Raw genomic sequence first — 12623 nt, 5'->3', positions numbered from 1 at the left:
CGCGAGCAAGCCCGCTCCCACAGAGGGTTACGCGGCGTGCAGGCAGTTCAGTGCGCGGTCGGCGAGGGTTTTGGCCTGGATGATCAGGTGCTCGGTGGCGCCGGCAATGTCGCGTTGATCGCCGGTCAGCGCTTGGGTGGAAACGGCGGCGGTTGCGGCAGCGCAGCGCAACAGGTCGCAGAGTTGGGCGAGGGCGTCTTCGAAGCTGAGGTCGTGATGCACGGTGAACGAGGGCGGTGAGTCGGGTTGTAGATAATGGCTCAGGGCGCGCTCGAAGATTTCGCGGTCGAGGGTGAAGCGGGGTGGGTCTGGGACGATTTTATGCATGAATGAGACTCCTAAAAGACTGAGAGCCATTCTTTTGCAGATCTCACTCGACAAAAGGTGGCAGCTATGTGCGGGGTGAGATAACCGGTAGGAGTCCCCCGGCCAGACCGAAGTCTGCCCGCACACAGCCGCCATAGAGCATGTTGCTCGCGGTTGTGACCTTGGCACCCCTTTCCTCAGGATCTCACCCCCGATCGCTGATATGCAGCGACAGAGCGAAGGCTAGCCAGTGGACTGAGCAGGCGCAAGGCCAAAGGATTGTCTAGGAAACGTCCCGCAAATTAAAGGGATATGGATTGCTGGCCTTTAACCATGCAAGTCGCCCAGCGTGCGTGGGGGGATGAAAAAGGGGCAGCCTACCGCTAAGTAGAGCTGCCCCGGTTGTTTTACCCAAGCATTATTTTCGGGCAAACAAACCCGTTCAATTAGCGCCTGTATATTCTAAAGGGGGCGGAATAGACGGTGTAATTCTGTGACGAATCAACAACATAAATGTCTTGGGGGTTCCAGGTATACCACAACGTCCAGCATTTCCATGTTGTGGTACCTGCGGGAATCGAGATCCCGTAACCGCCCCCGGCGTAGGGACCGATTCTCAACCCTCTGGCGAAGGGACGAGCATCGCAAGTTCCGTGAATTTCTGTTGCAAGGCCTTCCGCAGCAGTGGTGGAACCTCCGTTGTAAACGCCTCTGCCCGATGACGCCACGATCCCAATCGTGATAACAGGGGGGTTCACCAGGGTGTTCGCCGTGTGAGTGGTCGTCGGAAATTCAACGCTCGCCTGCCTGTTATCAGTGCCATCAAACGCCACCCACACCTTCACCGTGACGGCTTTGTTATGCGGCACGCCCGCTATCCAATCACGCGATACTGGCAGGCCGGATAAGCCCTGCCTGGCCTCTATGGCGGTGATGGGATAACCCTCCAGCACCTTCAACTCCCCCCCATCCGTACCAAGGTTCAACCATACCCGTTGCCCAGCTTTAATCAGCGGCCATATGGCCAATGCCGCTGTGGCATTGCCCTTGATGCTGTTCAAGACAAGGGCCGTACCCGAGGCCAGGCCATTAATCAGCGCCCTGGGTAAGTTGGCCTGCGCAATAGTGCCGACGGTGATCGTCTGAACATTAGACTGCGTAATTTTGGCGCCGCGCACGACGGAATACTTTAACTGCACCCTGCTGTTTACACTGTTGTGCAACACCTGAGCGGCCGTCATATCAAACACCACTGAGCCACTTGCCTGCCCCTTGAGTGTGGTTTGATACTGAGTGCCATTTTCGAACACCCAGCACAGCGGGATGATATCCGTGGCCAGCATGCCTTGGTATTTCACCGTCACACTGGTGTTGTTCTGAATCGTCAGCGGGTCAACCGTCGTTTCTTGCGCCGTACTGGAGACACCGTTGAGGGTTGGGTGAGGCAACGAAGCCGGCAGTTGTTGGATGATAAAACTTGCCGTGTTGAACAGGGTCGCCGTATGCAGAACAGGAAGGCCCGGGAAGCTCACCCAAAACTTGATTTCGAAGTGCGATCCGTCCTGGAGGTTACGCACCTTGTCCACCGGCAAGCTCAGCGCCACACCCTTGGTCAGGTTGTCTGTGGTGACTTCGTTGGCGGTAAAGATGTTCTCGGTATACGGCGTTCCATCCGCAAAGGTACCCGAGCACTCCAGCCACATGTGTTGGCCCACACGCATAAACTCCCAAATCGCTACTAAAATCCGAGCCGATACATCGAGTAAGTCCACGGGCAACACGGTGGTGTTCTCCTGCCCGCTGATACGCGGTGCAGGCAGGGACTTGAGTGCCAACAGGCGCACTTTTAACGGCGCAAACTCGTAATGGAACTTGCCGCGCATAATCTTGCAGGTGATTTCAATGTTATTGCCGTCCTGGCGAATGCCCTTGGCAATCACATCTGCCGGAATGGTGATCTTGACGCTCTTGGCCTTCGGGTCGGCCGACACGACCGTCTCATAGAGGCTGACGTCGTATTGCCCCTTCCACTTGAAAGCAATCCTGTCAGTGGCCCGCGCCGTCGAGTACTTCATCTCCACGGTGGCACCATTGATGACGTCTTTAGGCGCAAGGGTGCGCTCTTTGGGATTCGCTTCCAGCACTTCAAGCGAGGTGAGTACCACTGGCAGGCCGATGGTGACTTCATAGAGCTCAGAGCGCAAAACCTTGGGGGGCTGCCCAGCCTTGATGACGCTGTAGGTGCACAGGAGGCTGCCATTTAAATTATCGGTGATAATTTTTACATCCAGGGGGATCTCCAGTTTGGGTAAACCCGGCCCTTCGAGCGATTTGGTAATCTTGATAACGCCGCTGGTTGAACTCCTTTTGTCCTTGCCGGTGACCGACCACTCCACTCGGTCGCCGTTAACCGTGCTGGCCACGGGGATGTACATCGATGTGCTGTCATACGCCAACGTGTTCGGGTCGATGTTGTCGTCGACGGCATCGGCTAAATAGATTCTCGGCAGCGTTGGGATGCGCTCGCCTATTTCGAAGGTCATTCTCTTCGATTGACGGATAACTGTAGGGGTCTGGTCTTCGTTGATCGTTTCATAATAAGCGTGGAGCGGGCCGCGCCCCTCGAACACACTCAGCGCCTGCGCGGTCAATCGGCGTGTGCCGCCCTGCGGACCCGCCAGTTGATTCAGTGAAATTCGTTGGCCGCTCCCATCCGCCCTGGCCGACTCCACATAGAAAATTTCCAGATGGTCCGGGTTATGGGGCTCATAGCTGGGAATGACGCCTGTGAGTTCTGTCTTGGCCGGGGACAAACCCGCTTCGCAGGGAATGATATTCGGCGCCTCCATCAATGTCGCCGTGCCCACCACGCTCACTGAGGTGCTGCCCGACGTGCCCAGCAACTCCCCGGCATCGCTTTTCACCACGAACGATACCCGAAGGTTCCAGTCGGCCAAATTACTAACGTACTCTTGGGGGAGCGGGACCAATTCGCTGTGCCTGTTTCTATCAATAACCACCGGCAACTCGATAGTGATGGGGTCTTTTTTCTGATGGGTTGCTACCAGCGTGACATAGACCTTGTGCGGTGGCTTCGGCGCCTTCTCGTAACCCTTTAACGTGACTTTTATATTGAGGTTGGCGTCCTGCTTCAAACTGTCCAGATCGATCTGATCAAGCGGGTCGTCGCCCAACTGAACCAATGGAAACTGCAACAGGTCCGGGTTTAACTCGCTGATAAATTTGATCGGCTTCGAGTACTTGTATTTCCCTGCAGGTGTGTTCCCTACTACATCTATCACCGTGAAGCGGAGCAACACTTCACCGTTCTTGGGGAGTTGCTGGATAGTCGCTTTATCGATATGAACCCTGATGGGCTTAAGGCTCTTGGCCTCATCGGGGCTTACCACATGCTCCACAGGAATCCCGTCAAGTAGAATGATGATGCGGTCGTTCTGGCGAATGTTCAGATAGGGCTGGAACAGGCAGTCGAAACCGTTCTTGGCTACTTCTTTGTTGATGACCCCGCCTTTATTAAGGTCAAGGCCTTCCGTCCACATGAATAAACCGCTGTGCCATGGCTCCTCAGGCCGCTGGTCTTCCCCCCCCCGGGATGGACTGTTTGAACAGCATCGTTTTCACAACGGAGCGGCTTTCCTGTTTGTTACCGAAACGCACTACCCGGGCAAAATAGGGGTTGTCCCCGTCGGGAAACTTATCTGCGTCAATGAATATGAATTCAATGGGCCCAAGGCTATCAAGAGGGCCCAAGACTAGCGGCTGGGGCGGAACACCCGCGTACATCCCCCTTAAGTCGCCAGGGGTCTGATCTTCCCAAGCGTTGAGACCCCACCTCGAACGAGGTACCAAGGCTGCACGCCCCAGGCCCTCGGAGGAATTTTCAGGATGTTTGGTCTTGGTCAGATCCACCGTTTCGAACGACTGGAAGGGGATGGTGAGCGATTCGTCATAGGGAAGCGGGACGGTAGACATGGCTATTTACCTTGGCGGGTCAGGGATCGCGGGAATAGGGCGACGGGCAAGGTGAATAAAGCGCCTGGGGGGTAAATCGAATCTACTGTCAGAATTGACAGTGGCGACGAGCGGTAGTGCAAGCCCGCTGCCTGCCAAATAAAGCGATATGGTTGCCGGCCTTTGACACTGCATGTCGCCCAGGCAACACAAATCCAATGTGGGAGCTGGCTTGCCTGCGATGGCATCGCCTCGGTGTAACTGAAAGACCGAGGTGCCTGCATCGCAGGCAAGCCAGCTCCCACAGAGGGTTATGCGGCGTGCAGGCAGTTCAGCGCGCGGTCGGCGAGGGTTTTGGCCTGGTTGATCAGGTGCTCGGTGGCGCCGGCAATGTCGCGTTGATCGCCGGTCAGCGCTTGGGTGGAAACGGCGGCGGTGGCGGCAGCGCAGCGCAACAGGTCGCAGAGTTGGGCGAGGGCGTCTTCGAAGCTGAGGTCGTGATGCACGGTGAACGAGGGCGGTGAGTCGGGTTGCAGGTAGTGGCTCAGGGCGCGCTCAAAGATTTCGCGGTCGGGGGTGAAGCGGGGTGGGTCTGGGACGATTTTGGTCATCGGTGAAGCTCCTACTAAGTTGAAGAGCCATCCTGGTGTCGTTTCCACACGACAGAGTAGGTGGCAGCCATACACGGGGTGGAAAACCGAGTAGTAGGACTCGGCCAGACCGAAGTCTGCCCGCGTACAGCCGCCATTGAGCGCTTTCATACGATCATGACGCCTACTAGTTCACAGGTTTCCACACCCGATCGCTGATATGCAGCGACGGAGCGAAGGCTAGCCAGTGGACTGAGCAGGCGCAAGGCCAAAGGATTGTCTAGGAAACGTCCTGCAAATTAAAGGGATATGGATTGCTGGCCTTTAACTATGCACCCATATTTCGTCTTACCTGCGCGTCGGATGCAGAGGGAACCGAACTGCTTTCAGGTACCAATCACTTTTCGCACTGGCCTTAACAGTGGGTTCTTATCATAAATAACGAAGAGTAGTACCTAAGATGACGACTTCCCTTCCAGCACTGCCTACGGTCTACACCGCCAACGTCAGCGTAGGCGCCTACTCCGCGAGTAGCCACACGAGCGTCGCTGCTGATACCGGTACGTCCAACTACCGCAGCGAGAGGAACCAGCATTTTGTTCCCCAGCAGAACGTCAAGCGGCCTGAGGGCGATCACCGTAGCGCCGAGCAGATCATTAATGACAACCCCATTTTGAAAAACCTGGGCTTTCAAAAAGATATTAAGCGTGAATTGGCCTATGAGCGCCTGGGTGACTGGACTGCCAATAATCCTGATCCAGAGTCCAGGGCGGACGCCGCTTTCAATGCCGCCCGTGTCCTCAACTGGATCGACACCTCGTTGACCTCAACCGGTAAAAGTCGTGGCAAGTATTCGGATAACGGCGACCTGGAAGGCATCACACGCAGTGGCGATGCTCGTCGCGGCACGCCGGCCGGGATGTGGAAGGACTTCACCGAGCAGGGTTATAGGGCGCTACGCAGTGACCACCGTTTGGATGCGAATTCCAGCCGCCATGTCACGTCTTATGGCACCAACAACAGCAATGCTTCTGTGATTTTTGGCAAGCAGGCCGAGGATCAGTGGAATAAGTTTTAATGTAGCCCCATTAAGTAGACCTTTAATACCGTTCAAGTGTGGGAGCAGGCAAACCAGCTCCCACACAGTTTTTTGTGCTGTCAGGTGGGTAGAGATTTACTCGGGATACAGCGGGGCAGGTGGTGGGTATCCGTTGCCAGATGTTTTGTCGCACATACCTAGACTGTCCAAGGAACCGAGCAATACCTGTTGATCACTCAATGAGTGCCCTGGCCATCTGGCAACAGGGCTTCCTAGTGTTTTTTAGAGAGTGAGAACGCGATGTCTTTTGGTGCAATCCGACCCGATGTTGTAACGCCTCCCCGCAGTGGTGACTCCTGGAACCCAGTACCTGCTCAACGCCCCGAAAGCCCGCCCTCACATTGGAGTGACTACCGGCTGATTGAGCAGGTGGGCAAGCACTTTAATGAATTCGGTGGCGGTGATGAATATGTGAATTTCAATGAATTGAAGCAAGCTGCCGGGCTGCTACCCAGCGACAAGACGTATTCTGCTGAGGCACAAGCCGTTGCGACGGAAATCCTGGCTCGCCCCAAGCTGTTGCGTAAATTGGATATTGGCGTTTATCGAGGCCGCCCAGGCAAGGAAGATGGGCGGTTCGATAGGGACAACGTCGATCATACAAAAAAACACTCAACCCGTTTGGTGCCTAATTACCACAGCATTTTTTAACTGATGCACGCCCGATGGGGCCTGGCTTTGATCGTTCCCACGCTCTGCGTGGGAATGCCGCCCCGGACGCTCTGCGTCCAGGCTGCGCGCTCAAGGCTCAGGTTTTTGCGATCTTCTGCAGGAGGGTTATTTGGGATACAGCGGCGGCAAACTGGTGGTGTCCGTCGCCGGGTCTTGCTCGCGCTCGGCGACCGGAATCGCCTTGACCGCACGCCACAAGTCCTCGCCCAACCAGAAATGCCCGCTCTCGCTATAGAGCGCACCGTTGAGCCCATCCAGCGCATCCGACAACGGCACAAACCGCGCCGCCATGTCTGCCAGGGTTTCCGGCTGTTGCCGCGCCCAGGCGTCCAGGGCCTGGCGCGTGGCGTGTGGGTCGTTGGCCTGGGTGGCGCGCTTGAGGTCGTCGAGCAGCGTGCGCGGGCTTGGGCCGGTTTGCGCGGCACGTTGCACGGCGGGCTGGCGCCGTGCACGCCACCACAGGCCGAAACCCAGCAGCGTGGTGCAGGCGAGGATCAAGGTGCTGAGTTGCCATAGCCACAGGCGGTCATCGTCCGGCGCGGTGATCACGGTCGGGGTGGCCGGTGTGTCGACCACTAGGCTCGGGTTGGTCGCCACTTGCAGGGTGCGGGCCGGCAGGCTGGTGCGTTCGAGGTGGTCTTCGTGGGTGTTCCACCACACCACCTCCACGGCCGGCAGTTCGACGGCGCCGGCGTGGGTCGGCACCAGGGCTTCGCGGTCTTCGCGGCTGCCGATCAGGCCTCGGTCGTTGTTCTGGTTGCCGAGCACCGGCTGGTCGGGGTAGCGGCGCAGGCCATTGATGTCGGCGCTGGGCAGGGCTGGCAGTTGCGCGCTGGACAGGCCTTCAGCCTTGACCGTAAGGCTGCGGGTCAGCGAGTCGCCGACTTGCACGTGCTCGGGCTCCGGGTTCCAGGCTTCGCTCAGGGTCAAGCTGCGTGCCGGGATCCACGGGGCGTCCGCCGGGTACAGCGCGGGTTTGGGTTTGACGCTCAGCGCCAGCTCGGCGGAGCTGACGTGAATCAGCTTGCCCGGCTTGGTGCCCTGCAGCGTGTTCTCCTGCGGCGGGCGCGACTCCACCAGCGTAGCGCTGAAAGTCTGCGCCGGAATCACCAAGGCGCCGCTGTGTTGCGGGTAGATCGCGTAGCGGGTTTCGATCACGCCATGGCGAATGCTGTTGATGACTTTTTCATAGGTGCGCGACTCGCCCAGTTGCTCGATGCGCGCGTCGGGAATCTGCAACGGCGTGAGGCTGCTGTCGTCGTACAGCGACACCGAGTGGTACACGCGCACAGTCAACAGCGCTTGGGCCTGGACGTATACGCTGCTCTGGTCAAGGTTGGCTTCGATGAACACCGGCGCCAGTTCGGCGCTGGTGTTCTGGCTGGCGGTTTCCACCACTTGCAGGCTGATCGGCTGGGTCTTGAGCTCGCCCACTTGCAGCGGCGGGATCACCACGGTGCCGTTTTCCTTGGGCAGCAGGGTGATGATCCAGCGCGTGGTGGCGCGGTTGTCGCCGCCCAGTGTGGTCAGTTGGTTGATCTGGCGCGTGCCGCTGACTTCGAACATCGCATCCAGTGGCGACAAGTCGGGCTTGCCGAACTGGGTGACGTCGCTGGACTCGACCGTCAGTTCCACCGTTTCCCCGGAATTGAGGCGGCTGCGGTCAACGCTGGCGACCAGGTTCGCCGCCTGGGCGTGGCCTGCCGTTAACGCCAGCAGGAGCAGAAGGGTGGTGCGGCGGCTCATCGAGTCTTGTCCTGATGTTGTTGCTGTTCGTACCAGAATTTGCGTCGCAGCAGTTCGCCGGGGTTGTCCGGGATCTCCCGCAGCCATTGCTCCAGGGCCTGGCGGTGCTCGCCGTCGAGGTTGACATCGGCGGGGCGCAACGGCGGCGTGGTGGTTTGCTCATCGCCCAGCTCGCTGCCCGGCACATCGTTGCCACCGGCCTTGGGTGTGCCGCCGGTTTGGCTATCGCCGGTGTTGGCCTCGCCCTGGCCTTGGGGCGATTGCTCGCCGCCCGTGGCGCTTTGCCCACTGGTGCCCGGTTGCGCAGTTTGGCCGGGTTGGGTGGTTTCGTCATCTTCCTTTTTTGCCGGCTTGGCGGGCTCGGGCTCGGCCTTTTCCTGGATCAGGGTTTCGACCAGGGCTTTGTTTTTTAACGCCGGTTGCAGGTCGGGTTGGGCTTCCAGCGCCTGTTCGTAGGCATCAATCGCCGCTTCCAGCTCGCCGGATTTGGCCAACGCATTACCGCGATTGTAGTGGGAATAAGCGTCATTGCTCTGGGCAAAACGCTTGATCGCCTCGGCGTAATTGCCCGCTTCATACAGCGCTACACCTTGCCATTGCGGGTCTTCGAAGTGTTCGGCGGCCTCGGCGGGGCGCTTTTTCTTCAGCAGGTATTGGCCTTGCTGGTCGGGGCGCAGCCACAGGTCTTGCAGTTCAAACGCATAGCTGGGCTGCGGCGCGCCCAATAACAGCAACGGCAAACAAAACAACCAGCCACGACGCCCGGCGCAGGCGGCGAGCAGCAACAGCGGCAGCAGCAGCCAGTAACCCTGGTCGGCCCAGGTGTCGAGGTGCAGCAATTGGCCGTCGTTGCGCAAATTTTGCGGGCCATCGAGCAGGTTGAGTTGGCGCAGGTCTTTGTCGTCCAGGCGTGCGGCGCGGTAGCGGCCGCCCATTTCGCTGGCGAAGGCCTTGAGGGTTGGGCTGTCCAGGCGGGGCACCAGAATCGCGCCCTGTTCGTCCTTGAGGAACTCGCCGCTTTCCTGGGTGACCGGCGTGCCTTCGCGGCTGCCGATGCCGAGGATCGACAAGGTCGGGGCCTGGGCGCCTTGCAACTGCAGTCGAATGCCTTGGCGTTCCTGTTTCGACAGCGAGGAGCCTACCAGCAACAGGCGGCCCTGGCCGAGGCCGCCTTGCTTGAGCAAGCCCAGGGCTTTTTCCACGGCGAGGTCGGCGCGATGGCCGGGCTCGGGCATGATCGAGGGGCGCAGGGCGTCGAGCAAGTTGCGGCTGGTGGCCAAATCATCCGACAGCGGCACCAACGTGTGGGCGCTGCCGGCGTACACGATGATGGCGGTGGGCGCATCGGCGCGCGCCTGCAGCAAGTCATACAGCTTGCGCCGCGCTTGCTCCAGGCGATTGGGCGGGCTGTCGGTGGCGAGCATTTCCGGGGTCAATTCCAGCAGCACCACCACCGGGTCGGCGGGTTTCTGGCTGGACTGTTCAACCCGTTGCCAGCTGGGGCCGAGCAAGGCCAGCACGGCCAACAGCCAGGCGATGCCCAGCACCACCCACGGCGATTTGCTTTCGCGGCCATTGCCGCCACTGAGCAACACCGCATGAAAGGCCGGCGGCAAAATCATCTGCCAACGCCCGGCGCGCTTTTGCCGATGCCACAGCTGCCACAGCAGCCAGCCGAGCAGCGGCAGCAGCAACAGCCACCAAGGGCGGAACCAGTGCGGCCACAGGTCGATCATCGCCGCCTCCGCAAACGCAGGCGTTTAAGGCGTTGGCGCCATTCAGGGTGCTGTTGCAGGAAATTGCCCTTAGTCGAGAGTTTATTGAAGGCGCGTTGCAGCGCGTTGTTGGGCCAGCGCTCCTGGATCACCAGCAACATGCTCAACACCAGCGCCAGGGCCAATGGCGCGCTGTACAGCGCCTGGGCCGGGCGGGCCTGGGTCGGCTGTTGCGCAACGGGTTCGAGCTGGTCGAGGGTTTCCTTGATCTTCTGCAGTTCGTCGCCGTCACGGGCACGGAAGTAGCGCCCGCCAGTGGCCTCGGCGATGGCCTTCAGCGCGGGTTCGTCGAGGTCCAGGCTCGGGTTGACGCCGAGAATGCCCAGTGAGCCGGTTTGCTCCGGGTCGGCGCCAATGCCGATCGGGTAGATTTTCACGCCTTCTTCAGCGGCCAGGCGCGCGGCGGTCAAGGGGTCGATCTGCCCGGCGTTGTTGGCGCCGTCGGTGACCAGAATCAGCACGCGGCTTTGCGCCGGACGCTGGCGCAGGCGTTTCAAGGCCAGGCCAATCGCATCACCGATGGCGGTGTTCTTGCCGGCAATGCCGATGCGCGCTTCGTCGAGCCAGGTGCGCACGGTGCGGCGGTCGAAGGTCAGCGGGGCTTGTAAATAGGCCTGGCTGCCAAACAGGATCAGGCCGACACGGTCGCCTTCGCGGCTTTCAAGGAAGTCGCCGAGCAAGTGTTGCACCAGGCTCAGGCGGCTGACGTCGTCGTCCTGCCAGTGCATGTCGGGGAAATCCATGGAACCGGACACGTCCACCGCCACCAGCAGGTCGCGGCCACTGGCGGCAATCGGCAGCGGTTCGCCGAGCCATTCCGGGCGCGCGGCGGCGGTGAGCAGCAGCAACCACAGCACCACGAACGGTGCTTGCTGGCGCCAGCCCGGCAGGTTGACGCGTGCACGGCGGCGGGCCAGGCCTTCGAGGTCGGCAAGGTAGCTGACCTTTAATGCCGGCTCGCCACTGTCGGCCACCGGCAAGATAAGCCGCATCAACCACGGCAATGGCAACAGGGCAAAGATCCACGGCCAGGCGAACTCAAACATGTTTGCGAATCCAGGTGTCGACGGCTTGGGTCAGGCCGGCGATAGCCTTGTCGTCGAGTTTGCATTCGGGTTTGTAGGCGCCTTCCACCAGCACCATCCAGCGCGTGAGGCCGGCAGCCGGGCAGCGGTTGTCGAGGAATGCCAGCCATTTTCGCCCATTGAGGGTGTGGCTCTGGCTGTAGGGGTAGTCGTTGCGGCACAGGCGCTTGAGCAGGCCGTTGAGTTGTTGCAGCCAGGCACCGGCCGGCGCGCCGTCGTAGGGTTTGGGCATCAACGCCAGCTCGGCGAGGGCGGCGATACGCAGCGGGTCCAGCGGTTGTTCGGCGCGGGCCAGCGGGCGGCGCGTGGGCAGGAAGCGGCGCAAGGCCCACAAGCCCCAGCCCAGCAGCGGAATCACCAGCAGCAACAGCCACCAACCCGGTGCAGGCGGCCAGAAGCCGATGGCCGGCGGGGCAATCAGCGGTTGCAGTTGGTCGAGGCTGCTCATTGCTTTTTAACCGGGCGTTGCGGGTTGAGGTATTCGCGCAGTTGCTCGACCATTTCGCTTTGGGTGCTCAGCGGCATCAGCAGGATGCGCAGCTTTTGCGCGAGCAGTTCCCAGCGTGCGACGCGGGCTTCGGCCTGGGCTTTGTAGGCCTGGCGCAAGTCGAAATTCAGCGTATCCAGTTCCAGCTGTGCGCCGCGCTCCGCAAAACGCAGCAGCCCGGCGGCGGGCAGGGCGTGGTCCAGCGGGTCGGAGATCGGCAGCAGCAGCAAGTCGCAATGGCGTGACAACAAACTCAGCTGTTGCTCGGCGCCCTCGGTCAGCGCGCGCTCATCGCAAATCACGATGACCAGGCTGCCCGGTCGCAACACTTCGCGGCCACGGCGCAGCGCCATGCCCAAGGCGTCGGCTTCCGGGCGGCTTTCGGTATTCAGGCTCTGGTTGACGTGCACCAGGCGGTTGAGCAGTTGCAGCAGGCTTTGCTTGCTGCGCCGGGGTTTGATTTCGTAGTGCTCGCTGTCGCCAAACACCAGCCCGCCGACGCGGTCGTTATGCCCCAGCGCGGCCCAACCGATCAGGCTGGCGGCTTGGGCGGCGAGCACCGATTTGAACATTTGGCCGGAGCCGAAAAACAGCCGGCAGCTTTGCTCGACCATGATGAAAATGGGCCGTTCGCGCTCTTCGTGGAACAGTTTGGTGTGCGGCTCTTGAGTACGCGCGGTCACGCGCCAGTCGATGGTGCGCACGTCGTCGCCGGCCTGGTACACGCGCACCTGGTCAAAGTCGACGCCACGCCCGCGCAGCTTGGAATGGTGCAGGCCGATCAGCGGGCTGCGCTGGCTCGGCGTGGAAAACAGCTGCACTTCGCGCACGCGGTGGCGCATCTCAATCAGTTCGCTGAGCGTGACGCGGATTCCTACGCTTGCATTCATG

11 protein-coding genes are annotated in these 12623 nt (G+C 60.3%); 2 read left to right on the top strand and 9 right to left on the bottom strand.

Annotation, left to right across the window (positions count from 1 at the left end; translation table 11 throughout):
- Nucleotides 1-27: 27 nt before the first annotated feature.
- The 4 genes from HX783_RS01365 to HX783_RS01350 form a co-directional block, all read right to left on the bottom strand.
- Nucleotides 28-327 (bottom strand): DUF6124 family protein, encoded by a 300-nt coding sequence (locus tag HX783_RS01365; RefSeq protein ID WP_177015669.1) that lies wholly within the window; start codon nucleotides 325-327, stop codon nucleotides 28-30.
- A 425-nt stretch (nucleotides 328-752) separates the two neighbouring features.
- Nucleotides 753-3866 carry a hypothetical protein gene (locus HX783_RS01360; RefSeq protein WP_177015668.1) on the bottom strand — a complete coding sequence of 1038 codons (3114 nt, stop codon included), beginning with the start codon at nucleotides 3864-3866 and terminating at the stop codon, nucleotides 753-755.
- Nucleotides 3867-3891: 25 nt separating this feature from the next.
- Entirely contained in the window at nucleotides 3892-4299 is a 408-nt protein-coding gene (locus HX783_RS01355) for a hypothetical protein (RefSeq protein ID WP_177015667.1), read from the bottom strand.
- A gap of 290 nt (nucleotides 4300-4589) precedes the next feature.
- Nucleotides 4590-4889 carry a DUF6124 family protein gene (locus tag HX783_RS01350; RefSeq protein ID WP_177015666.1) on the bottom strand — a complete coding sequence of 100 codons (300 nt, stop codon included), beginning with the start codon at nucleotides 4887-4889 and terminating at the stop codon, nucleotides 4590-4592.
- A gap of 439 nt (nucleotides 4890-5328) precedes the next feature.
- On the opposite strand from HX783_RS01350, the gene HX783_RS01345 reads away from it, so the two are divergent.
- A complete protein-coding gene (locus HX783_RS01345; protein WP_177015665.1) occupies nucleotides 5329-5946 on the top strand; it encodes a hypothetical protein in 618 nt (205 codons plus the stop codon).
- A gap of 261 nt (nucleotides 5947-6207) precedes the next feature.
- On the top strand, nucleotides 6208-6618 hold the full coding sequence (locus HX783_RS01340) for a hypothetical protein (protein WP_177015664.1): 411 nt from the start codon (nucleotides 6208-6210) through the stop codon (nucleotides 6616-6618).
- A gap of 126 nt (nucleotides 6619-6744) precedes the next feature.
- Here the strand turns inward: HX783_RS01340 and HX783_RS01335 are convergent, their stop codons facing one another.
- Genes HX783_RS01335 through HX783_RS01315 form a run of 5 tightly spaced genes read right to left on the bottom strand, consistent with a single transcriptional unit; the run spans nucleotide 6745 to nucleotide 12622 of the window.
- Nucleotides 6745-8385, bottom strand: coding sequence for a BatD family protein (locus HX783_RS01335; RefSeq protein ID WP_159955995.1), 1641 nt, complete (start codon nucleotides 8383-8385; stop codon nucleotides 6745-6747).
- Nucleotides 8382-10121 (bottom strand): tetratricopeptide repeat protein, encoded by a 1740-nt coding sequence (locus tag HX783_RS01330; RefSeq protein ID WP_177015663.1) that lies wholly within the window; start codon nucleotides 10119-10121, stop codon nucleotides 8382-8384. The genes HX783_RS01335 and HX783_RS01330 overlap by 4 nt, the downstream gene beginning before the upstream one ends.
- Entirely contained in the window at nucleotides 10118-11206 is a 1089-nt protein-coding gene (locus HX783_RS01325) for a VWA domain-containing protein (protein WP_159955999.1), read from the bottom strand. Before HX783_RS01325 ends, HX783_RS01330 begins: the two co-directional genes overlap by 4 nt.
- Entirely contained in the window at nucleotides 11199-11693 is a 495-nt protein-coding gene (locus HX783_RS01320) for a DUF4381 domain-containing protein (RefSeq protein ID WP_177015662.1), read from the bottom strand. Before HX783_RS01320 ends, HX783_RS01325 begins: the two co-directional genes overlap by 8 nt.
- On the bottom strand, nucleotides 11690-12622 hold the full coding sequence (locus HX783_RS01315) for a DUF58 domain-containing protein (protein ID WP_177015661.1): 933 nt from the start codon (nucleotides 12620-12622) through the stop codon (nucleotides 11690-11692). Before HX783_RS01315 ends, HX783_RS01320 begins: the two co-directional genes overlap by 4 nt.
- Between the last annotated feature and the right edge of the window lies 1 nt (nucleotide 12623).

Source organism: Pseudomonas sp. D2002 (assembly GCF_013385735.1).
In the GTDB taxonomy this organism is placed as follows: Bacteria; Pseudomonadota; Gammaproteobacteria; order Pseudomonadales; family Pseudomonadaceae; genus Aquipseudomonas.
Note: the sequence above shows the minus strand (reverse complement) of the source record. Positions and strands in the feature narration are given on the sequence as shown.

Bases quoted from the DNA above. Each gene is read 5' to 3' on its own strand.
- HX783_RS01365 (WP_177015669.1), bottom strand. From the start codon at position 327: ATGCATAAAATCGTCCCAGACCCACCCCGCTTCACCCTCGACCGCGAA.
- HX783_RS01360 (WP_177015668.1), bottom strand. From the start codon at position 3,866: ATGTGGACGGAAGGCCTTGACCTTAATAAAGGCGGGGTCATCAACAAA.
- HX783_RS01355 (WP_177015667.1), bottom strand. From the start codon at position 4,299: ATGTCTACCGTCCCGCTTCCCTATGACGAATCGCTCACCATCCCCTTC.
- HX783_RS01350 (WP_177015666.1), bottom strand. From the start codon at position 4,889: ATGACCAAAATCGTCCCAGACCCACCCCGCTTCACCCCCGACCGCGAA.
- HX783_RS01345 (WP_177015665.1), top strand. From the start codon at position 5,329: ATGACGACTTCCCTTCCAGCACTGCCTACGGTCTACACCGCCAACGTC.
- HX783_RS01340 (WP_177015664.1), top strand. From the start codon at position 6,208: ATGTCTTTTGGTGCAATCCGACCCGATGTTGTAACGCCTCCCCGCAGT.
- HX783_RS01335 (WP_159955995.1), bottom strand. From the start codon at position 8,385: ATGAGCCGCCGCACCACCCTTCTGCTCCTGCTGGCGTTAACGGCAGGC.
- HX783_RS01330 (WP_177015663.1), bottom strand. From the start codon at position 10,121: ATGATCGACCTGTGGCCGCACTGGTTCCGCCCTTGGTGGCTGTTGCTG.
- HX783_RS01325 (WP_159955999.1), bottom strand. From the start codon at position 11,206: ATGTTTGAGTTCGCCTGGCCGTGGATCTTTGCCCTGTTGCCATTGCCG.
- HX783_RS01320 (WP_177015662.1), bottom strand. From the start codon at position 11,693: ATGAGCAGCCTCGACCAACTGCAACCGCTGATTGCCCCGCCGGCCATC.
- HX783_RS01315 (WP_177015661.1), bottom strand. From the start codon at position 12,622: ATGAATGCAAGCGTAGGAATCCGCGTCACGCTCAGCGAACTGATTGAG.